Here is a 19,816-nt window from a genome sequence, read left to right on the forward strand (position 1 = left end):
CCCATGTCCCACACGACGACCGACGAGCCCGCCCGGAAAGCGAGCGGGACCACCGTCCCGGTGCTCGCCTTCGCGGGCATCGTCGTCGCGGTGATGCAGACCCTGCTCGTCCCGGTCATCAAGGACCTGCCGAAACTCCTGGACACCACACCGGGCAACGCGACCTGGGTACTGACCTCGACGCTGCTGTCCGGAGCCGTCGCCACGCCGATCATGGGCCGGCTCGGCGACCTCTTCGGCAAGCGCCGCATGCTGATCGCCAGCCTGTCGGTGATGGTGGTGGGCGCCCTGGTCAGCGCGTTCACCGACACCCTGCTCCCGATGATCGTCGGCCGTACCCTCCAGGGCTTCGCGATGGGCGCGATACCCCTCGGCATCGGCCTGATGCGCGACATGCTGCCCCGCGAGCGGCTCGGCTCGGCGATGGCCCTGATGAGTTCCTCGATCGGCGTCGGCGGCGGCCTGGCGCTGCCCGCCGCGGCCCTGGTCGCACAGCACACCGACTGGCACGCCCTGTTCTACGGCGCCGCCGGCCTCGGCGTCCTCGCCATCGCCCTGACCCTGCTGGTCGTACCGGAGTCCCCGCTGCGCGCCAAGGGCTCCTTCGACCTGCCGGGCGCGCTCGGGCTGGCGGCCGGTCTGGTCCTCTTCCTCCTGCCGATCACCAAGGGCAGCGACTGGGGCTGGTCGTCGCCCACCACGCTCGGCCTGTTCGCCGCCGCCGTCGTGGTCCTGCTCCTGTGGGGCCTGATGGAGCTGCGCGTCAAGGCTCCGCTGGTCGACCTGCGCACCACGGCCCGCCGCGAGGTGCTGCTCACCAACCTGGCCTCGATCATGGTCGGTGTCTCCTTCTACGTCATCTCGCTCGTCCTGCCGCAGCTCCTCCAGCTGCCCTCCGAGACCGGCTACGGCCTCGGTCAGTCGATGGTCGTCGCGGGCCTGTGCGTGGCCCCGCTGGGCCTGACGATGATGTTCACCGCGCCGGTGTACGCCCGCCTGTCCGCCCGCTACGGCCCGCGCACCACCCTGATCCTCGGCCTGGTGATCATCGGGATCGGCTACGCCGGCGGCCTCGGCCTGATGAGCGCCGCCTGGCAGACCGTCGTCACCTCGGTGCTGATCGGCGCGGGCATCGGCCTCGCCTACTCCTCGCTGCCCGCGCTGATCATCGGCGCGGTCCCGGCCTCGGAGACGGGCGCGGCCAACGGCCTCAACACCCTGATGCGGTCCATCGGTACGTCGGTGTCCAGCGCCGTCATCGGCATGGTGCTCGCCAGCTCCGCGAACGACGTCGGCGGTGTCGCCGTCCCCACCATGGACGGCTTCCGCGTCTCCTTCCTGATCGCGACCGCCGCGGTCGCCGTCGGCCTGGCGCTGGCCTTCTTCCTCCCCCGCCGCCGCCCGGCGACGACCACGCAGCTGCGCGCGAGCAGCGAGGAGGACGCCAACCTGGCCCGCGCCGAACTGGCACTGGCCGGGGAGAGCCCGGCCGGGGAGGCGCCGCGCGGTTTCCGCGGTCGGGTACTGGCCGCCGACGGCGCACCCGTCGCCCGTGCCAAGGTCACGCTGATCGACCGGCACGGCCGCCAGGCGGGCGCGACCCTCTCCGCCGGGGACGGCAGCTACGCCCTCGCCGTCCCCGCCGAGGGCCCGTACGTCCTGGCCGCCCGTGCCGCCGGCCACGGCCCGCTCGCCCACTCGGCCACCCACCCCGGCGCGGACCGCCCGGTCGACCTGGACCTGGCCCTGCCGGGCGAGACGGTCTCCGCCTGACCCGTACCGTCCCAGCTCCCGCACCCCCTGTCGCACCGCGCGGCGGGGGGTGCGGCAGCATGGAGCGCCGGCACACCCGCACCACGGCACACCCGCACACCCGCACACCCGCACACCCGCACACCCGCACCACGACACACCCGCACCACGACACACCCCACACCTGCACACCTGCACACCTGCACACCCGCACACCCGCACACCCGCACACCCGCACACCCGCACACCTGCACACCTGCACACCTGCACCACCGAAAGGACCCTCGCATGTCCGCGGCACCCGCGCCCGACATCCTCGCCGCCTTCGAGGCCGCGAAGGGGTTCATGCCCGCGCACGAGGGCCTCGCCCTGTACGCGGCGGCCGTGGAGGCCGGCGGGCTCGGGCTGCCGCTGCTCGAGGTCGGCACCTACTGCGGGCGCTCCACCGTCCTGCTCGCCGACGCGGCCCGCGGGGCCGGGGTGACCGCGCTCACCGTCGACCACCACCGGGGCAGCGAGGAGCAGCAGCCGGGCTGGGAGTACCACGACCCGGAGACGGTCGACCCGGAGCTGGGCGTGATGGACACCCTGCCCGCCTTCCGCCGCACCCTCCACCGGGCCGGCCTGGAGGAGCACGTGGTGGCCCTCGTCGGCCGCTCGCCCCGGGTCGCGTCGGCCTGGAACGCGCCGCTCGGCCTCGTCTTCGTCGACGGCGGCCACACCGACGAGCACGCGAACGCCGACTACGAGGGCTGGGCACCGCACGTGGCCGACGGCGGCCTGCTGGTCATCCACGACGTCTTCCCGGACCCGGCCGACGAGTTCACCGGCCAGGCCCCGTACCGCGTCTACCTCCGGGCTCTCGCGTCCGGCGCGTTCACCGAGGTCTCCGTGACCGACTCGCTGCGCGTCCTGCGGCGAACGGGCCCGGGGATCTGAGGGCGCGGTCTAGAGTCGCTGCGTGTCGTACACAGGCCCGGATTTCGATCCTCCCCAGCCCCGCCGTTCCCCGCTGCGCCGCCCGCTGACCGTGGCGATCGCCGCGCTCGTGCCCGGGGCGCTGCTCGGGTGGGGCGTGTACGCGGCGGTCGGCGGCTCGGACGACGGCGGGAGCGGTGCGGACCGCGCGGGCGGCGTGCGGACGTCGCAACCGCCGTCCTCCAGTGGTCCCGCGGCTCCCACCGACGACGCCAAGAGGCCCACGGGCACCTCCCCCTCGGCGACCACGGCCAAGCCCTCCCCCTCGAACTCGAAGTCCGCACTCCCCGCGGCGTCCGGCCCCCTCAAGGGCAAGGTCGTCGTCATCGACCCGGGCCACAACCCCGGCAACTTCCAGCACCCCTCCGAGATCAACCGCAAGGTGAACGTCGGCACGCACTGGAAGGAGTGCGACACGACGGGCACGGCCACCAACGCGGGCTGGCCCGAGGCGAATTTCACCCTGGACGTGGCCCGCCGGCTGCGCACACTCCTGGAGGAGCAGGGCGCCACGGTGAAGCTGACGCAGGACGACGACCGTTCCTACGGACCGTGCGTGGACGAGCGGGCCCGGATCGGCAACGAGGCGGAGGCCGACGCCGCGCTCTCGATCCACGCCGACGGATCGGGCAGCGGCAACCGCGGCTTCCACGTGATCCTGCCGGGGCCGGTCCGGGACGGCGAGGCCGACACCCGGGCCATCGTCGGCCCGTCCGCCGAACTGGGGCAGCGCATCGCGGGCAACTTCGTGCGGGCCACGGGCAGCGCGCCCTCCAACTACGTTGGTGGCGGCACCGGTCTCGTCACGCGCACGGACCTGGGCGGTCTCAATCTGTCAACGGTCCCGAAGGTGTTCATCGAGTGCGGCAACATGCGCGACAGCAAGGACGCGGCGCTGCTGACCAGTGGTGCCTGGCGGCAGAAAGCGGCGCAAGGGATGTCTGAGGGAATCGTGAGTTTCCTGCGCGGGTAGCGATCAGCGCTCGGATCCCTGCGGACAGCCCCGACGTGCGGACGATAGTGTCGTCCGCACGATGAGGGGCCACCCCCGCGCTTCACTCCGGAACCTGACGGCGACATGGTGACAGCGACGCCTCTACCGACGACGAGACGACCTACGAAGGACCTGAAGTGAATATCCGCTCCCTCACTCGAGGCGACGGCGTGGTGATCGGAGCAGCGGTGTTGCTGTTCATCGCGTCGTTCCTCGACATCTACGCGTTCGACGGTGCTCCGGACAGCGCCGAAATCCCCAGCCTGTGGGGCAGTGGGCCGGTCGTGCTCGGTGTGGTCCTGGCGGGCATCATCGGCGCGGCGCTGATCATCGTGGCCCGCGCCCTGCCGCAGCCCAAGAAGGTGGCGGGCCTCGACCTCGGCCAGTTCGGCGTCGCGTTCACGGTCTTCGCCGCCTGGAGCGCGCTCGGCAACATCTTCGACCCCGCCGGCGCCTTCGACGGCGACGGGGGCCTGACCGACGACCTCGGTGCGGGCATGGGCCTGATCCTCGCGCTCGTCGCCACGCTCGTCATGGCCGCCGCGGCCATCGCCACCCCGCTGGTCCCGGCCCTCAAGGGCTCCCTGATCCCGGCCGCCCGCCCGGCCGCTCCGCAGCCCTACGGCGGCCAGCCCCAGGGTGGTTACGGCTACCCGGGTGCCCAGCAGCAGCCGTACGGCGGCCAGCCGGGGCAGGCCGGCCCCGGTCAGCCCGGTCAGCCGGGCCCGTCCTTCGGCGGCCAGCAGCAGCCGGGCCAGCCGCAGCCGGGTCAGCCGCAGGCCCCGCAGCCGCAGCCGCAGCCGCAGCAGGCGCAGGCTCAGCCGGCCGGGGACTTCTCGCCGTTCTGGTTCGCCGTGCCGGTGCCGCGTCCGCTGTTCGCGGAGGACGGCTCCCCCACGCCGATCGCCGAGCTGGCGCCGGGCACCTGGTACCTGGCCGTCGAGCAGCGCGGCGCCAACCTGGTCGCCCAGACGCAGGACGGCCGCCGCGGCGTACTGCAGGACACCTCGGGCATCCAGCGCGGCTGACCGCGCCGGTCCGCCCGTTTCACGTCAACGGCCCCTCGCCCACCGGTACTTCCGGGCGAGGGGCCGTCGGCGTAGGTATGAGCCGTAGGTTTCAAACAGGCATCCGGGGCCAGACGGAAGGCATGTCCCCTCGAAGTCGCAGTGGTTCCAACTCCGCCGGGACGGCCGTCGCGGTGATCGCGGACATCATGGCCGTCATCCTCGGACTGTGGATCCTGATGTATCTGTTGGACGCGAACCGGGCCAACGACCTGGTGCAGTTCGTCCATGACGCGGCCAACTGGCTGGCCGGCTGGTCACGAGACCTGTTCACCTTCGACGAGGCCTGGGCCCGGGTGGTGGCCGGCTACGGACTGGCAGCCGTGGTCTACCTCTTCATCGGCCACGCCATCGCCAACCGCCTCGGCCGGCGCTGACGCCTCGCGGCGGCTAGACGCAGCAGTCCGGGTCGAGGCCCTTCGGCAGGCGGTCGCCTGAGAAGACCTGGCAGGTGGCCTCGTGGCCGCCGAGCGCGGCGACGGCGAGGAGCAGCGAGCCGGCCGTCCAGGCGGTCAGCTCGCGCGGCCAGATCGCCTCGTCCTCGAAGACGTAGCCGGTCCAGTACAGGCCGCTGTCCGGGTCCCGCAGGTGCTGGATCGACTGGAGGATCTCCAGGGCGTGGTCGGACTCGCCCACCGCCCACAGGGCGAGGGCCAGTTCGGCCGACTCGCCGCCGGTCACCCACGGGTTGGGGACGACGCAGCGCACGCCGAGGCCCGGGACGACGAAGCGGTCCCAGCTCTCGACGATGCGGGATTTGGCCTCGGTGCCGGTCAGCGCGCCGCCCAGCACGGGGTAGTACCAGTCCATCGAGTAGCGGCCCTTGTCCAGGAACCGCTCCGGGTGGCGGCGGATGGCGTGCCGCAGCGCGCCCGCCGCCAGCTCCCAGTCGGGCTGCGGCTCTTCGCGCTGCTCGGCGATGGCGAGCGCGCAGCGCAGCGCGTGGTGGATCGAGGAGCTGCCGGTGAGCAGCGCGTCCGTGGTGTCCGTGCCGTCGTCGTCGCGCCGCCAGCCGATCTGCCCGCCGGGCTGCTGGAGGCGCAGTACGAACTCGACCGCCGCGTGGACGACGGGCCACATCCGGTCGAGGAACGTGTCGTCGCCGGTGGCGAGGTGGTGGTGCCAGACGCCCACGGCGACGTAGGCGACGAAGTTGGTCTCCCGGCCGCGGTCGGTGACGTCGGCGAAGTCGCCGTCGGCGTAGGCGGCGTACCAGGAGCCGTCCCGGTTCTGGTGCCGGGCCAGCCACTCGTACGCCCGCTCGGCGGCCTCGTGCTCGCCGGCCGCGTCCAGGGCCATGGCCGACTCGACGTGGTCCCACGGGTCGAGGTGGTGTCCGCGGAACCACGGGATCGCGCCGTCCTCGCGCTGCACGGCGAGGATGCCTCGGACGGTGGCGGCCGCCTCGGCGTCGGTGAGGACGCCGGGCAGGACCAGGTGTTCGGTGCGGGACGTGGTCACGCGGCGTCCACCCGCGGGAGGTGGGGCTTGGTCGCGTACGCCACGAAACTCTTTCCGATCAGCGGGTTCAGCGCCTGCTCGGCGACCCTCGTCGCCAGCGGCTTCTTCATGATGTCCCAGACCAGCAGCTTGTGGTACGCCCGCACCGGCAGCGCCTTGTCGTTGTCGACGCCGAAGGCGCACTTCAGCCACCAGTACGGCGAGTGCAGCGCGTGCGCGTGGTGGGTGCCGTAGGGCCGCAGGCCCGCCTCGCGGATCCGGTCGAGGAGCTGGTCCGCCCGGTAGATGCGGATGTGGCCGCCCTCGACCTCGTGGTAGGCGTCGGAGAGCGTCCAGCAGACCTTCTCGGGGCCGTAGCGCGGCACGGTGATCGCGATGCGTCCGCCGGGCTTGAGGACACGGACCATCTCGGCGAGGACGCCCTTGTCGTCGGGGATGTGCTCCATCACCTCGGAGATGATGACGACGTCGAAGGACCCGTCCGGGAAGGGCAGGGCCAGCGCGTCGCCCTCCATGGCGGTGGCGGTGGCACCGGCCGGGGCCTCACCGGCCTCCTTCATCGCCGCGAACCACTTGGCGACCTCTCGGATCTCCTCGGCGTTCTGGTCCAGCGCGACGACCCGGGCGCCGCGCCGGTAGCACTCGAACGCGTGCCGGCCGGCACCGCAGCCGAGGTCCAGCACGCGGTCGCCCGGGGCGAGCGGGAACCGGGAGAAGTCGACGGTCAGCACGTGGCCCTGCTTTCGGGGTAGACGCCGGTGTCACTGGTCGCACTGGTCGGGGCCGCGGGAACGGCCCGCGGGGTGGTCGGGGAGGAGTGGCCGATGGCCTCGCGGTAGCGGGCGGCCGTCCCCTCGGCGGCCCGGGCCCAGGTGAAGTGCCGCAGCACGCGCTCGCGTCCGGCCGCGCCGAGCCGGGCCCTCAGTTCACGGTCGCCGAGCAGCCGGTCCAGTCCGGCGGCCAGCGCTCCCGCGTCACCCGGCGGCACCGCGAGGCAGGTCTCCCCGTCGGGTCCGGCGACCTCCGGGACGGCGCCGCCGGTCGTGGCGAGCAGCGCCGTGCCCGTCGCCATGGCCTCGGCGGCCGGCAGCGAGAACCCCTCGTACAGCGACGGCACGCACGCGACCTCGGCCGAACGCACGAGAGCGACCAGCTCGGCGTCCGAGATGCCCTTGACGAACTCGACGGCGCCTTCGAGGCCGTACCGCTCGATCGTCTGGGCGACGGGGCCCTCGGCGGGCCGCTTGCCGACGACGACGAGGTGGGCCCGGGGGTGCTCGACGCGTGCCTTCGCCAGCGCCTCGACGAGGAAGACCAGGCCCTTGAGCGGCACGTCCGCGCTGGACGTGGTCACGATCCGGCCCGGCACCCGCGGCACCGACGGGTCGGGCGAGAACAGGTCGGTGTCGGCGCCGATGTGGACGACGTGGATGCGGTCGTCCCGTACGCCGAGGTGGTCGATGATCTCCTGCCGGGAGGTGCCGGAGACGGTGAGCACGGACGGCAGGCGGCGCGCGACGCGCTTCTGCATGCGGGTGAAGGCGTACCAACGGCGCACGGAGTACCGGCGCTTGCGGCTGTCGGCGGCGTCGAGTTCGAGTTGCCGGTCGACGGTGATGGGGTGGTGGATGGTGGTGACGAGGGGTGCGCCGACGTCGCCGAGCAGCCCGTAGCCGAGGGTCTGGTTGTCGTGGACCACGTCGAAGTCGCCGCGGCGGGCGCGCAGATGGCGGCGGGCGCGCAGCGAGAACGTCAGGGGTTCCGGGAAACCGCCGGTCCACATCGTGCCGACCTCGAGCGCGTCGATCCAGTCGCGGTACTCGCCGCGCTTCGGGGTGCGGAAGGGATCGGGGTGGCGGTAGAGGTCGAGGCTGGGCAGCTCGGTGAGGGACAGCCGCTCGTCGTGGCCCTCGTCGAGGACGGGATAGGGCTGGGCGCCGACGACCTCGACGCGGTGGCCGAGGCGGGCCAGTTCGCGGGAGAGGTGGCGGACGTAGACGCCCTGGCCGCCGCAGAACGGGTTTCCCTTGTAGGTGAGGAGTGCGATGCGGAGCGGTCGCAAGCCGTCGGCGGCGGGCTCCGGACGGGGACCCGCCCCACTGGCCTCAGCGGTCACTCCGGGCCCCCTTCTCACTGCGCCGTCCCGCGACATTACGCCGGGACGTTAATCTAGAACAAGTTTCAGACTTGATCGTTCGGAGGGTCCGAATCTACCGGCAGGTAGGGGCGCTGTGACGAGTGGATCAGGTGATTCACGCCACGGCAACGGGGAGAAGGTGGCCAAGGTGGACGACCCGGGAACGGAAGCCTCCGGTACTTCCGGTACGACCGGCCCCGCGCGCCGCTCCGCCGTCGCACCGCCCCTCACCGAGCGGCAGCGGGAGCGCCGCCGACGCATCCTGCGGGCGACCGCCCGACTGGCCTGCCGGGGCGGCTTCGAGGCGGTGCAGATGCGCGAGGTCGCCGAGTCGTCGCAGGTCGCCCTCGGCACCTTGTACCGCTACTTCCCGTCCAAGGTCCATCTGCTGGTCGCCACCATGCACGACCAGTTGGAGCGGCTGCACGGCACCCTGCGCAAGAGCCCGCCGGCCGGCGAGACGGCCGCCGACCGGGTCGCCCAGACCCTGATGCGGGCCTTCGGCGCGCTGCAGCGCGAACCCCGGCTGGCCGAGGCGATGGCCCGGGCCCTGACCTTCGCCGGCCGCGGCGTCTCCCCGGAGGTCGACCAGGTCTCCCGCCAGACCACGGCGATCATCCTGGACGCGATGGGCGGCCTGGAGAACCCCACCCCCGAGCAGCTCTCCGCCATCCGCGTCATCGAGCACACCTGGCTCTCGACCCTGATCACCTGGCTCGCCGGCCGCGCCTCCATCGCCCAGGTGCGGGTGGACATCGAGACGGTGTGCCGGCTGATCGACGTGACGGAGGCCGGGGCCCGCGGGCAGGCGCCCCGGGGCGGCCCCGTTGCCTCCGGGTAAAGTGGCGGCGTCGCCATCACGCCCGTACGGGGGGAAGCCGGTGCAATTCCGGCGCTGACCCGCAACCGTGAGCCGTCCACCGAGGCCCCCTGAGGACCTGCCCGGGCGGTGAGCCGGACTGCCCCGCGCGGACGTGACCGGCTCACGTGCCCGGCACCCGCCGGCGCACGGGCACCGTCGAGGCATACGGGGCCGAGCCGCCGGGGGTGCCCCGTGCTGCCCGGCCCCGCACAGGGAAAGGCACCCGCCGCTCATGAACGTCCGCCGTCGCAGCAGCGCCGCGGCCCTCGCCGCCATAGCCGTGATCGGCGCCGCCGCCGCGCCCGCGGCCGCCGCCGATCCGTCGTCCTCCCCGTCCGCGTCCGCCCCGTCCGCGCCCGAGTCCTCCGGGCTGTACGGCACGGCCGACCCCCAGTACGACGGCGTCTGGCGCCAGTCCCTCGCCCTGCTCGCGCAGGACACGGTGGGCGTGGTCCCCTCGCCGAAGGCCGTCGGCTGGCTCACCGGCCAGCAGTGCGACAACGGCGCCTTCGCCCCGTACCGCGCCGACCCCGCCAAGGCGTGCGACGCCAAGACGACGGTCGACACCAACAACACGGCCGCCGCCGTCCAGGCGCTGTGGGCCGTCGGCGGGCACGGTGACGTCGTCGAGTCCGCCCTCACCTGGCTGAAGTCCGTACAGAACAAGGACGGCGGCTGGGGCTACACCCCCGGCGGCCCCAGCGACGCCAACTCCACGTCCATCGTCATCGGCGCCCTGACCGCCACGGGCAGCGAGCCCGAGCAGGTCGTGAAGGACGGCAAGTCCCCGTACGACGCCCTGCTGACGTTCGCCCTGCCCTGCGCCGAGGACAAGGGCGCGGGCGCCTTCGCCTTCCAGCCCGACGAGGACGGCAAGCTGCTCGCCAACGCGGACGCGACCGCGGCCGGTGTCCTCGGCGCGCTCGGCAAGGGCCTGGTCACCGGGGCCGGCAAGGCGGCGGGCGACGCCACCTGCACCGACGCGAAGAAGCCGACCCGCGAGCAGGCCGCCGCGAACGGTGCCGCCCACCTCGCCGAGGCCGTCGCCGAGGACGGTCACCTCAAGTCGGCCCTCGGCGGCTCCGCCGACCAGCCCGACTACGGCAACACCGCCGACGCGGTCGTCGCGCTCGCCGCGCAGGGCGGTGCGGAGAAGGCCGCCAAGCCGCTGGCCTGGCTGCAGAAGAACGCCGCGAAGTGGACCGAGCAGAGCGGCCCGGCCGCCTACGCCCAGCTGATCTTCGCCGCCCACGCCGCGGGCACCGACCCGCGCGCCTTCGGCGGCACGGACCTGGTGGCAGAGCTGAACGCGACGGGGCCGAGCCCGCAGGGGGGCGAGGCCAAGGACAGCGCGACCGTGGGCGCCGAGGACGCAGCGCAGGAGAACGACGACAAGGACGACTCCGGCTTCGGCGTCTGGTGGTTCGTCGGCGTCTGCCTGGTCTTCGGTATCGGCATCGGTTTCCTGCTGAGCGGCCGCAACAAGAAGCAGCAGCAGTGACCCGCCGCGTCGTTCTCCTCTTCCTGGCCGCGTTCCTGCTGATCGGGAGCGCGGGCCAGGCGCAGGCCGCCGGTTACCGCTACTGGTCCTTCTGGGACCGCGACGGCGACCGCTGGGTCTACGCCACCCAGGGCCCGTCCCTCGTCCGCCCCTCCGACGGTGACGTCCAGGGCTTCCGCTTCGCGGTGAGCGAGAACTCGGACGACGCGGCCCAGCCGCGCGGCGCCGCGGACTTCGCGTCGATCTGCGCGAAGACACCGGCCGAGGCCGGCAGCAAACGCGTCGCCCTCGTCCTCGACTTCGGCACGGCGTCCGACGCCCCGTCCGGCGAGACCCCGCCGGCCCCGCGCACGGCCTGCGCCCAGGTCTCCCCCGACGCGACGACCGCCGACGCCCTTGCCGCCGTGGCGGGCCCACTGCGCTACAACACCAACGCCCTGCTGTGCGGGATCGCGGGCTACCCGCAGTCGGGGTGCGGGGAGCAGGTCGCGCAGCAGGGAAAGGAGAAGGACGACTCGACGGCGCCCACCGCGGCCCCGGGCCAGAAGGACACGTCGGACGACGACGGCCCCGCGGTCGGCCTCTACGCGGGCGTCGCCATCGTGGCAGCCCTGGCCGGAGCAGCGACCTGGCAGGCGAGGCGGCGCAGGAATGCCACCGACTGATCCCGCGGGCAAGCAGTCTGCGGGCACCCGCCCCACACCACACCAGCCGACAGACACCCGCCCCACACCACCCCAGCCGGCGGGCAGTCGTGCCGCTGGGGCGATGGGGGTCCCCCCGCTCGAGCCGAGCCGGGAGCGGGGGAGGGTGGGCGCAGGCGGCACCCGGCAAGCGCCGGCGAGCGTCCCCACCCCCCGCCACCGCCCCGGGACCCTCCACCCCGGCGCCTGGTGGCTCTGGGCGCTGGCCCTCGGCACCGCCGCCACCCGCACCACCAACCCCCTCCTCCTCGCCCTCCTCATAGCCGTCTCCGCCTACGTGGTGACCACCCGCCGCCCCCACGCCCCCTGGTCCCGCTCCTACGGCGCCTTCGTCAAGCTCGCCCTCGCCGTCCTCCTCATCCGCCTCCTCTTCACCATCGTCCTCGGCTCCCCCATCCCCGGCACCCACACCCTCGTCACCCTCCCCGAAGTCCCCCTCCCCGACTGGGCGCAGGGCATCCGCCTCGGCGGCCGGGTCACCGCCGAGGGCCTCACCTTCGCCCTGTACGACGCGATGAAGCTGGCCACCCTCCTCATCTGCGTAGGCGCCGCGAACGCCCTCGCCAACCCCTCCCGCCTCCTCAAGTCCCTCCCCGGCGCCCTGTACGAGATGGGCGTGGCCGTCGTCGTCGCCCTCACCTTCGCCCCGAACCTCATCGCCGACGTCCAGCGCCTGCGCGCCGCCCGGCGTCTGCGCGGCCGCCCCGACAAGGGCGTACGGGGACTGCTCCAGGTCGGGCTTCCGGTGCTGGAGGGCGCCCTGGAGCGTTCCGTCGCCCTCGCCGCCGCGATGGACGCCCGCGGCTACGGCCGTACCGCCCAGGTCCCCGCCCCGGTGCGCCGTACCACCGCCGCCCTCACCCTGGGCGGCCTGCTCGGCGTCTGCGCGGGGACGTACGGGCTGCTGACCGCCGCGGGCGGCACGTACGGCATCCCCGTCCTCCTGGCCGGCGTCGCCGCCGCGCTCGCGGGCCTGTGGCTCGGCGGCCGCAGGACGGTCCGCACCCGCTACCGCCCGGACCGCTGGGGCGCCCGCGCCTGGCTGGTCACCGCCTCCGGCGCGGCCGTCGCGGCGCTGATGTTCCTCGCCGCCGCCCGCGACCCGGCGGCACTGCGTCCGGGCGTGGTCCCGCTGGTCGCGCCGTCCCTCCCCCTGTGGCCGGCGGCAGCCGTACTGATCGGCCTGCTCCCGGCGTTCATCACCCCCGCCCCCCACCCCGTACCCGTCAGGGAGCCGTCGTGATCCGCTTCGAGGATGTCTCCGTGACGTACGACGGAGTGGCCGAACCCACCGTCCGGGGCGTCGACTTCGAAGTCCCGGAGGGCGAACTCGTCCTCCTCGCCGGCCCGTCCGGCGTCGGCAAGTCCACGGTCCTCGGCGCGGTCGGCGGCCTCGTGCCGCACTTCACCGGCGGCACGCTGAGCGGCCGGGTCACGGTGGCCGGCCGCGACACCCGCACCCACAAGCCGCGCGAACTCGCCGACGTCGTCGGCACGGTCGGCCAGGATCCGCTCTCCCACTTCGTGACGGACACCGTCGAGGACGAGCTCGCCTACGGCATGGAGTCCCTCGGCCTGGCCCCGGACGTGATGCGCCGCCGCGTCGAGGAGACCCTCGACCTGCTGGGCCTGTCCGACCTGCGCGGCCGCCCCATCGCCACGCTCTCCGGCGGCCAGCGGCAGCGGGTCGCGATCGGCTCGGTCCTCACCCCGCACCCGCGGGTACTGGTCCTGGACGAGCCGACCTCCGCGCTCGACCCCGCCGCCGCGGAGGAGGTCCTGGCCGTCCTCCAGCGCCTCGTCCACGACCTCGGCACGACGGTCCTGATGGCCGAGCACCGCCTGGAGCGCGTCATCCAGTACGCCGACCAGGTCGTCCTGCTCCCGTCCCCGGGCGCGGCGCCGCTCCTCGGGCCTCCGGCGGACGTGATGGCCGTGTCCCCGGTGTACCCGCCGGTGGTGGGCCTGGGCAGGCTGGCGGGCTGGTCCCCGCTGCCGCTGACGATCCGCGACGCCCGCCGCCGCGCGGCCCCGCTGCGGGACCGGCTGGCCGGCCGGGAGATCCCGGACCACACGCCGCGGGCCGCCACGCTCCCGCCCCTCCCCGCCCCGCGGCCCACCGCCTCCCGTTGGCGGCGCCGCGCGAAGTCCCCGGAGCCGGCCGCCGCCCCCTGCCCGTACGCCGCCGAGGTCCGCTCCCTCGCCGTCCGCCGGGACCGGATCCAGGCGCTGCGCGACGTCGACCTGACCGTCTCCCCCGGCGAGACCGTCGCCCTGATGGGCCGCAACGGCGCCGGAAAGTCCACCCTCCTCTCCGCGCTCGTCGGCCTCGTCGAACCGTCCGCCGGTTCGGTACGCGCGGGCGACGCCGTACCGCACCGCACGGCCCCCCGCGACCTGGTGCGCCGGGTCGGCCTGGTCCCGCAGGAGCCGCGCGACCTGCTGTACGCCGACACGGTCGCCGCCGAGTGCGCGGCCGCCGACCGGGACGCGGAGGCGGCCGAGGGCACCTGCCGCGCCCTGCTCACCGAGTTGCTCCCCGGCGTCACCGACGACACCCACCCCCGCGACCTCTCCGAGGGCCAGCGCCTCACCCTCGCCCTGTCCGTCGTACTCACCGCCCGCCCGCCCCTGCTCCTCCTGGACGAGCCGACGCGCGGCCTGGACTACGCGGCGAAGGCCCGGCTGGCGGGCATCCTGCGCGCTCTGGCCGCCGAGGGGCACGCGATCGTGCTGGCCACGCACGACGTGGAGCTGGCCGCCGAGCTGGCCCACCGGGTCGTGCTGCTCGCCGAGGGCGAGGTGATCGCCGACGGTCCGGCGGCGGACGTGGTGGTGGCCTCGCCGTCCTTCGCACCGCAGGTCGCCAAGGTGCTGGCGCCACGGAAGTGGCTGACCGTCGCACAGGTCCGGGAGGCGCTGGCATGACCGGTCCCCGACGTGATCGCCAGGCCCGCGCCGTCCGCCTCGGCCCCCGTTCCGTCGCCGCTCTCCTCCTGGTCAGCGCGGTGGGCGTGGCCGGCTTCGGCTGGCCCTTCCTGGCTCCGCCGGACGCCTCGCTGAACGCGCACGCCCAGGACGCGCCGTGGCTGTTCGCCGGCCTGCTGGTGCTGCTGGTGGCCGTGGTGGCGGCGACGATCTCGGAGTCGGGCCTCGGCCCCAAGGCGGTGGCGATGCTCGGCGTCCTGGCGGCCGTGGGCGCGGCACTGCGGCCCATCGGTGCGGGCACCGCCGGCCTGGAGCCGATGTTCTTCCTCATGGTCCTCAGCGGCCGGGTGCTCGGCCCGGGCTTCGGCTTCGTCCTCGGCTCGGTCACGATGTTCGCGTCCGCGCTGCTCACGGGCGGGGTGGGCCCGTGGATGCCGTTCCAGATGCTGGCGATGGGCTGGTTCACGATGGGCGCGGGGCTGCTGCCCTTCCCCGACCGCCTGCGCGGACGCCCGGAACTGCTCATGCTCGCCGCGTACGGCTTCCTGGCCGCGTTCGCCTACGGCACGGTGATGAACCTGGCGGGCTGGACCTTCATGAACACGCTCGCCTCGGACATCGCCTTCGACCCGGACGCGCCGATCCCCGACAACCTGGCCCGCTTCCTCGCCTACTGCCTGGCCACGTCCCTCGGCTGGGACGGCGGCCGCGCCGCCGTGACGGTCGTGCTGACCCTCGCGCTCGGCACCCCGGTCCTGAAGGCACTGCGCCGGGCCACCCGCCGGGCGGCCTTCGAGGCGCCGGTCACGTTCGAGCGGCCGGCGAGGTGAGCCGCCCCACGTGACCGAGGGCGCCGACTGCGGCGGCACCCCGCCCGCGACGCCGATCGCGCCGCGGGGCAGGGCCTTCGTGCGGAGCGGCGCGCTCACGGGAGGACGTGCGCCGGGTGCGCCTACGGGAGGACGATGTCGCGGCCCGGCCCGCCTTCGACGGTGTCCTTTCCGGGGCCGCCACCGACGAGGTCGTCGCCGCCTTCGCCGTGCAGCATGTCGTCGCCGGGGCCGCCGAGAACGATGTCGCGGCCGTCCCCGCCCATGGCATGGTCGTCGCCGGAGCCGGCGTACACGGTGTCGTCGCCGCCGTAGCCCTCGATCATGTCGTCGCCCGCGCCACCCCACATCCGCTGGTCGTCGCCGTCACCCATGAGGTGGTCCATGCCGTCGCCGCCGTGCAGCACGGCGGGCCCCATGACCATGTCGTTCCCGTCGCCGCCCAGCACCGTGCGTGCCGTGTGGGCATGCAGTTCGTCGTCACCGGAGCCGCCGCTGACGGTGCCGACCCCGGGAGTGAAGGCGGCGACCGTATCGTCGCCGTCGCCGAGGTGGATGTCGATCCGGTCGGGACGGGGGCCCTCGGCGGGCAGTTCGCAGACGACGGCGGTGGTGTCCTCGGCTGAGGAGTACGCGCAATGGCCGCCCGGTTCGAGCGGGACCACGTCGCGGAAGCCGATCCGCTGGATGCCGTCGCTGGTGTACATGAAGAAGACGCTGAGGTCGTTGGTGTGGCCCGCGGCGGCCGTGAAGACGATCGACTGGGTCTCCCAGTCGGCTCCGACGCGGGACTTCGCCTCGGCGGCGCTCGCGGCGGTCGCCGGGTCGAGGGCGAGACCGGCAGTGCACAGGGCCACGACGAACGCGCCGACGGCGGTTCGGTTTCGGTTCATGGAACCTCATCTCGATGGAGTGACGGTTGACCGAACGGCTTGCGTGGTGCTGGCGGGGACTCGGCCGTAAAGGCGGTCTCCTCCGCCGGCCCGAAGATGCAGGCCCGCGAACTGACGCGGCGTCATGGTAGACCGTTGCCCCTCCGGAGGCGATGGGTGGGACTCGACGGCAAGGAGTGGTTCCGGAGTCGCCGCGGGAAGGGCCGACCGCCCGAGTCCGGCAAGGGCACCGGCTCCCGCACCAGGGCGGATTCCCCGACCGCGACCCACCGCTGTGATCAAGTTTGTCTGTTTCATTGACATTTCACTGAGGAGTCGTCACTTTGGGAGCGCTCCCACTACAGCCTTACCTCTGGAAGGAGTCCCCCCACATGCGCACAACGAGTCCGTTAACCGGGCGTTCGCGGTCGGCCCTCCGCCGGCCTCTCCAGGCGCTCGTCATGCTGTTCGCCGTGGTCTTCGGCGCACTGGCCTGGTCGACCCCCGCCCAGGCCCACGGCACCATCGTCGGTCCCGCCACCCGCGCGTACCAGTGCTGGAAGACGTGGGGCAGCAACCACACGAACCCGGCCATGCAGACCCAGGACCCCATGTGCTGGCAGGCCTTCCAGGCCAACGCCGACACCATGTGGAACTGGATGAGCGCCCTCCGCGACGGCCTCGGTGGCCAGTTCCAGGCGAAGACCCCCGACGGGACGCTCTGCAGCAACAACCTCGCGAGGAACGCCAGTCTGAACAAGCCCGGCCAGTGGAAGACCACCAACGTCGGCAGCAACTTCTCGGTGCAGCTGTACGACCAGGCGTCCCACGGTGCCGACTACTTCAAGGTCTATGTGAGCAAGCAGGGCTTCGACCCCAAGACCCAGACCCTGGGCTGGGGCAACCTCGACTTCATCACGCAGACCGGCCGCTTCGCCCCGGCGCAGAACATCACCTTCCCCGTCCAGACTTCCGGGTACACCGGACACCACGTGGTGTTCGTGATCTGGCAGGCCTCGCACCTCGACCAGGCGTACATGTGGTGCAGCGACGTGAACTTCGGCTGAGCCGAGGAGCGCCGCGCACGGCACCGGCCTTCGCCGGGCGCCGGTGACCCGCCCGCCCGGCAGACCGAGCCCCGTCGGGGCAGGGGCCCCTCGGCCACCTGCCCCGACGGGGCTCCCGAGCTCGGCGTTCCGTGCCCGGGAACCCACCTCAGGCGAGGAGGGTCCGGAACCGGCGCCGGTACTCGGTCGGTGTCGTGTCAAGTCGGCGGCGGAAGGCCCGGACCAGGGTGTCGACGGTGCCGAAACCGCAGGCGGAGGCGATCCTCTCCAAGGTCGCGTCGGTGGATTCGAGCTGGTGGCGCGCCACCTCGACGCGGGCCGACTCGATGTAGGCGTGCGGGGTCGTGCCGAGTTCGGTCTTGAAGATCCGGGTGAGCTGCCGGTCGCTGACGTGGGCGCACGCGGCGAGGTCGGCGACGGTGAGCGGTTCGGCGATGTTGCGCATGATGTGGTGGCGCAGGTCCTCGATGCGCCGGGTCGTCGAGACCTGCTCCAGCGGGACACTGAACTGACTCTGTCCGCTGGGCCGCTTCAGGTACATCACGAGCTGTCGGGCGACCCGCAGCGCCACCTCCTCGCCGAGGTCGTCGGCGATGAGGGCGAGTGAGAGGTCGAGGCAGGCGCTGATGCCCGCGCCGGTCCACACGTCGCCTTCCCGGATGAAGATCGGGTCGGCGTCGACCTCGACGGCCGGATGGTCCTCGGCGAGTTGCCGCGCGGTCGACCAGTGGGTGGTGGCGCGCTTGCCGTCGAGGAGTCCGGCGGCGGCGAGGATGTGCGCGCCGACGCAGACGGACGTGACCCTCCGGGTCCGGTCGGCGAGCTGCCGCACCCGCTCCACCACGGCGGGGTCGGTGAGCGGGTGCACGCGGCGCTGGTCGTCCACCTCCACGGCGCCGGGCACGATCAGGGTGTCGATGCTCCGCGCCGAGGGTGCGGACAGCTCGTCGAAGGTCGTGTCGGGCAGGACCCGGACCCCGGCGCCGGTGGTGACCGGTGCCATGGTCTCGGCGACGAGGACCACGTCGTAGCCCGCCGCCTCCTCCGTCTCGCGCCGGGCGAGGGAGAACACCTCCGGTGGGCCGGTGACGTCGAGCAGATCGACGCCTTCGAAGAGGACTATGACGATCAGTCGTCCGACGATGCTCAAGTGACCCCCCACGCTCGGCAACAGCCATGTCGGTATCTGCATGTTAGACGACATTGCCGACACCCGGCGGTGGGCCATAGCGTCATGGGCACAGGCCACCGCACCGGTGAACCGCCCCTCCCGACAAGCACGTTAGGCGACTTCCCATGCCCAGAACGACGCTGCGCCGGCTCAACGGCTTCGACGACACCCCCGCGAAGCTCGCCGAGTCCACCCTGATCCTGGTCGACTACCAGAACACCTACACGACCGGCGTCATGGAACTGGACGGCTGGCAGGCCGCGCTCGACGCCGCCGCCCAACTGCTGGCACGGGCCCGTCAGGAGGGCACCCGGGTCGTCCACGTCGTCAACGACGGCGGCGAGGGCACCCCGTACGACGTCCGCGCCGAGATCGGCGCCATCCACCCGAGCGTCGCACCGGCCGACGGCGAGCCCGTCGTCGTCAAGAAGGTGCCGAACGCCTTCGTCGGTACGGACCTGGCCGAGCACATCGACGCCGCCGGCCACGGCGACCTGGTCATCGCCGGGTTCATGACGCACATGTGCGTGGCCTTCACCGCCCAGGGCGCCTTCCTGCGCGGCAACCGCCCGACCGTCGTGGCCGACGCCTGCGCCACCCGCGCGCTGCCCGTCGCGGGCCTGGAGCTGGACGCCCGGCAGGTCCACAACAGCGCCCTCGCCACCATCGCCGACCTGTACGGGGTCGTCGTCCCGTCCCTGAAGGAGATCTCCTGATGAAGCTGCTGCGCCCGGCCGTCGCCCTCGCCACCGCCGCCGTCCTCTCGGCCACCGTCGCCGCGTGCGGCGGAAGTTCCGAGGCCGCCACCTCCGAGGACAAGCCGTCGGCCGCCACCACGGCCACCGCCGAGAAGAACGTCGCGAAGGACACGACGACCCTGCGGCAGCTCAACAAGTTCAGCGAGACCCCGGCCACGCTCTCCGACGCCACACTCATCATGGTCGACTACCAGAACACCTATACCGAGGGCGTGATGGAACTCGACGGCTGGAAGCCGGCCGTGGCCAACGCCGAGGCCCTGCTGAAGCGGGCCCGCGAGGCGGGTACGCCGGTCATCCACATCGTCGACAAGGGCTACGACCTGAAGTCGGAGGCGGGCCGGATCATCCCGGCGCTCAAGCCGGCCAAGGGCGAGCCCGTCGTCGAGAAGAGCGTCCCCAACGCCTTCCACGGCACCGATCTCGCCGAGCAGGTCAAGAAGGCCGGGAACAAGAACGTCATCGTCGCCGGGTTCATGACCAACATGTGCACCCTGTTCACCGCCCAGGGCGCGTTCCTCAACGGCAACGCACCGACCGTGGTCGCCGACGCCTCCGCGACCCGGCCGCTGCCGCTGAAGGGCGACCCGGACGGCATTCCCGCGCAGCAGGTCCACGAGGCCGCCCTCGCCACGGTCCAGGACCTCTACGGAGTCGTGGTCCCGTCGCAGAAGTCCCTGTCCTGAGAGCCTGACTCCCCCTCAGCCCCACTCTGAGATCCCCCCACCCCGAAC

General features: G+C 73.1%; 19 protein-coding genes and 1 riboswitch. Of the genes, 14 read left to right on the top strand and 5 right to left on the bottom strand.

Going from position 1 to position 19,816, the window contains the following annotated elements; genetic code table 11:
* Window positions 1-3: 3 nt before the first annotated feature.
* From ACIQ1J_RS02730 to ACIQ1J_RS02750, 5 genes are all read left to right on the top strand, one after another.
* Window positions 4-1,773 carry an MFS transporter gene (locus ACIQ1J_RS02730; RefSeq protein WP_403553472.1) on the top strand — a complete coding sequence of 590 codons (1,770 nt, stop codon included), beginning with the start codon at window positions 4-6 and terminating at the stop codon, window positions 1,771-1,773.
* 267 nt (window positions 1,774-2,040) lie between these two features.
* Complete coding sequence (locus ACIQ1J_RS02735) at window positions 2,041-2,691, top strand: class I SAM-dependent methyltransferase (RefSeq protein WP_403553474.1); 651 nt, start codon at window positions 2,041-2,043, stop codon at window positions 2,689-2,691.
* Window positions 2,692-2,713: 22 nt separating this feature from the next.
* Window positions 2,714-3,703, top strand: a complete 990-nt coding sequence (locus ACIQ1J_RS02740) for an N-acetylmuramoyl-L-alanine amidase (protein ID WP_403553476.1) — start codon at window positions 2,714-2,716, stop codon at window positions 3,701-3,703.
* 158 nt (window positions 3,704-3,861) lie between these two features.
* Window positions 3,862-4,752, top strand: coding sequence for a hypothetical protein (locus ACIQ1J_RS02745; RefSeq protein WP_403553478.1), 891 nt, complete (start codon window positions 3,862-3,864; stop codon window positions 4,750-4,752).
* A gap of 122 nt (window positions 4,753-4,874) precedes the next feature.
* Entirely contained in the window at window positions 4,875-5,168 is a 294-nt protein-coding gene (locus ACIQ1J_RS02750) for a hypothetical protein (RefSeq protein WP_210958681.1), read from the top strand.
* A gap of 13 nt (window positions 5,169-5,181) precedes the next feature.
* On the opposite strand, the gene ACIQ1J_RS02755 is transcribed toward ACIQ1J_RS02750, so the two are convergent.
* The 3 genes from ACIQ1J_RS02755 to ACIQ1J_RS02765 are packed head-to-tail and all read right to left on the bottom strand — an operon-like array spanning window position 5,182 to window position 8,368.
* Window positions 5,182-6,252, bottom strand: a complete 1,071-nt coding sequence (locus ACIQ1J_RS02755) for a prenyltransferase (RefSeq protein WP_403553480.1) — start codon at window positions 6,250-6,252, stop codon at window positions 5,182-5,184.
* On the bottom strand, window positions 6,249-6,983 hold the full coding sequence (locus ACIQ1J_RS02760) for a class I SAM-dependent methyltransferase (RefSeq protein WP_210958677.1): 735 nt from the start codon (window positions 6,981-6,983) through the stop codon (window positions 6,249-6,251). Before ACIQ1J_RS02760 ends, ACIQ1J_RS02755 begins: the two co-directional genes overlap by 4 nt.
* Window positions 6,977-8,368 carry a glycosyltransferase family 4 protein gene (locus tag ACIQ1J_RS02765; RefSeq protein WP_403553482.1) on the bottom strand — a complete coding sequence of 464 codons (1,392 nt, stop codon included), beginning with the start codon at window positions 8,366-8,368 and terminating at the stop codon, window positions 6,977-6,979. The genes ACIQ1J_RS02760 and ACIQ1J_RS02765 overlap by 7 nt, the downstream gene beginning before the upstream one ends.
* Before the next feature lie 160 nt (window positions 8,369-8,528).
* Between ACIQ1J_RS02765 and ACIQ1J_RS02770 the strand changes: the two genes are divergently transcribed.
* From ACIQ1J_RS02770 to ACIQ1J_RS02795, 6 genes are all read left to right on the top strand, one after another.
* Window positions 8,529-9,230 carry a TetR family transcriptional regulator gene (locus ACIQ1J_RS02770; RefSeq protein ID WP_403553484.1) on the top strand — a complete coding sequence of 234 codons (702 nt, stop codon included), beginning with the start codon at window positions 8,529-8,531 and terminating at the stop codon, window positions 9,228-9,230.
* 30 nt (window positions 9,231-9,260) lie between these two features.
* Window positions 9,261-9,354: riboswitch (cobalamin riboswitch) on the top strand.
* 129 nt (window positions 9,355-9,483) lie between these two features.
* Window positions 9,484-10,752, top strand: a complete 1,269-nt coding sequence (locus tag ACIQ1J_RS02775; RefSeq protein ID WP_403553486.1) for a prenyltransferase/squalene oxidase repeat-containing protein — start codon at window positions 9,484-9,486, stop codon at window positions 10,750-10,752.
* Window positions 10,749-11,417: an SCO2322 family protein gene (locus tag ACIQ1J_RS02780; RefSeq protein WP_403553488.1), complete on the top strand. Its 669-nt coding sequence runs from the start codon at window positions 10,749-10,751 to the stop codon at window positions 11,415-11,417. The genes ACIQ1J_RS02775 and ACIQ1J_RS02780 overlap by 4 nt, the downstream gene beginning before the upstream one ends.
* Window positions 11,418-11,520: 103 nt before the next feature.
* Complete coding sequence (locus ACIQ1J_RS02785; protein ID WP_403553490.1) at window positions 11,521-12,699, top strand: energy-coupling factor transporter transmembrane component T; 1,179 nt, start codon at window positions 11,521-11,523, stop codon at window positions 12,697-12,699.
* Entirely contained in the window at window positions 12,696-14,384 is a 1,689-nt protein-coding gene (locus tag ACIQ1J_RS02790; protein WP_403553492.1) for an ABC transporter ATP-binding protein, read from the top strand. The genes ACIQ1J_RS02785 and ACIQ1J_RS02790 overlap by 4 nt, the downstream gene beginning before the upstream one ends.
* Window positions 14,381-15,214 carry an ECF transporter S component gene (locus ACIQ1J_RS02795; RefSeq protein WP_403553494.1) on the top strand — a complete coding sequence of 278 codons (834 nt, stop codon included), beginning with the start codon at window positions 14,381-14,383 and terminating at the stop codon, window positions 15,212-15,214. Before ACIQ1J_RS02790 ends, ACIQ1J_RS02795 begins: the two co-directional genes overlap by 4 nt.
* Before the next feature lie 122 nt (window positions 15,215-15,336).
* Here ACIQ1J_RS02795 and ACIQ1J_RS02800 read toward each other — a convergent pair whose 3' ends face one another.
* Entirely contained in the window at window positions 15,337-16,107 is a 771-nt protein-coding gene (locus ACIQ1J_RS02800; protein ID WP_403553496.1) for a calcium-binding protein, read from the bottom strand.
* A gap of 440 nt (window positions 16,108-16,547) precedes the next feature.
* Between ACIQ1J_RS02800 and ACIQ1J_RS02805 the strand changes: the two genes are divergently transcribed.
* Window positions 16,548-17,153 carry a lytic polysaccharide monooxygenase gene (locus tag ACIQ1J_RS02805; protein ID WP_403553498.1) on the top strand — a complete coding sequence of 202 codons (606 nt, stop codon included), beginning with the start codon at window positions 16,548-16,550 and terminating at the stop codon, window positions 17,151-17,153.
* Between the two features lie 148 nt (window positions 17,154-17,301).
* On the opposite strand, the gene ACIQ1J_RS02810 is transcribed toward ACIQ1J_RS02805, so the two are convergent.
* Complete coding sequence (locus ACIQ1J_RS02810) at window positions 17,302-18,303, bottom strand: GlxA family transcriptional regulator (RefSeq protein ID WP_403553500.1); 1,002 nt, start codon at window positions 18,301-18,303, stop codon at window positions 17,302-17,304.
* A 146-nt stretch (window positions 18,304-18,449) separates the two neighbouring features.
* Here ACIQ1J_RS02810 and ACIQ1J_RS02815 point away from each other — a divergent pair, with 146 nt between their 5' ends.
* Both ACIQ1J_RS02815 and ACIQ1J_RS02820 read left to right on the top strand, forming a co-directional pair.
* On the top strand, window positions 18,450-19,040 hold the full coding sequence (locus tag ACIQ1J_RS02815; protein ID WP_403553502.1) for an isochorismatase family protein: 591 nt from the start codon (window positions 18,450-18,452) through the stop codon (window positions 19,038-19,040).
* Window positions 19,040-19,768 (top strand): cysteine hydrolase family protein, encoded by a 729-nt coding sequence (locus tag ACIQ1J_RS02820; protein WP_403553504.1) that lies wholly within the window; start codon window positions 19,040-19,042, stop codon window positions 19,766-19,768. Before ACIQ1J_RS02815 ends, ACIQ1J_RS02820 begins: the two co-directional genes overlap by 1 nt.
* Window positions 19,769-19,816 lie beyond the last annotated feature (48 nt).

It is taken from the genome of Streptomyces sp. NPDC097107 (genome assembly GCF_044762405.1).
In the GTDB taxonomy this organism is placed as follows: domain Bacteria; phylum Actinomycetota; class Actinomycetes; order Streptomycetales; family Streptomycetaceae; genus Streptomyces; species Streptomyces thinghirensis.

What these genes read in the sequence shown, in the direction of transcription:
- ACIQ1J_RS02730 (WP_403553472.1), top strand. Translation starts at nt 4, where the DNA reads ATGTCCCACACGACGACCGACGAGCCCGCCCGGAAAGCGAGCGGGACC.
- ACIQ1J_RS02735 (WP_403553474.1), top strand. Translation starts at nt 2,041, where the DNA reads ATGTCCGCGGCACCCGCGCCCGACATCCTCGCCGCCTTCGAGGCCGCG.
- ACIQ1J_RS02750 (WP_210958681.1), top strand. Translation starts at nt 4,875, where the DNA reads ATGTCCCCTCGAAGTCGCAGTGGTTCCAACTCCGCCGGGACGGCCGTC.
- ACIQ1J_RS02775 (WP_403553486.1), top strand. Translation starts at nt 9,484, where the DNA reads ATGAACGTCCGCCGTCGCAGCAGCGCCGCGGCCCTCGCCGCCATAGCC.
- ACIQ1J_RS02785 (WP_403553490.1), top strand. Translation starts at nt 11,521, where the DNA reads ATGGGGGTCCCCCCGCTCGAGCCGAGCCGGGAGCGGGGGAGGGTGGGC.
- ACIQ1J_RS02795 (WP_403553494.1), top strand. Translation starts at nt 14,381, where the DNA reads ATGACCGGTCCCCGACGTGATCGCCAGGCCCGCGCCGTCCGCCTCGGC.
- ACIQ1J_RS02800 (WP_403553496.1), bottom strand. Translation starts at nt 16,107, where the DNA reads ATGAACCGAAACCGAACCGCCGTCGGCGCGTTCGTCGTGGCCCTGTGC.
- ACIQ1J_RS02805 (WP_403553498.1), top strand. Translation starts at nt 16,548, where the DNA reads ATGCTGTTCGCCGTGGTCTTCGGCGCACTGGCCTGGTCGACCCCCGCC.
- ACIQ1J_RS02815 (WP_403553502.1), top strand. Translation starts at nt 18,450, where the DNA reads ATGCCCAGAACGACGCTGCGCCGGCTCAACGGCTTCGACGACACCCCC.
- ACIQ1J_RS02820 (WP_403553504.1), top strand. Translation starts at nt 19,040, where the DNA reads ATGAAGCTGCTGCGCCCGGCCGTCGCCCTCGCCACCGCCGCCGTCCTC.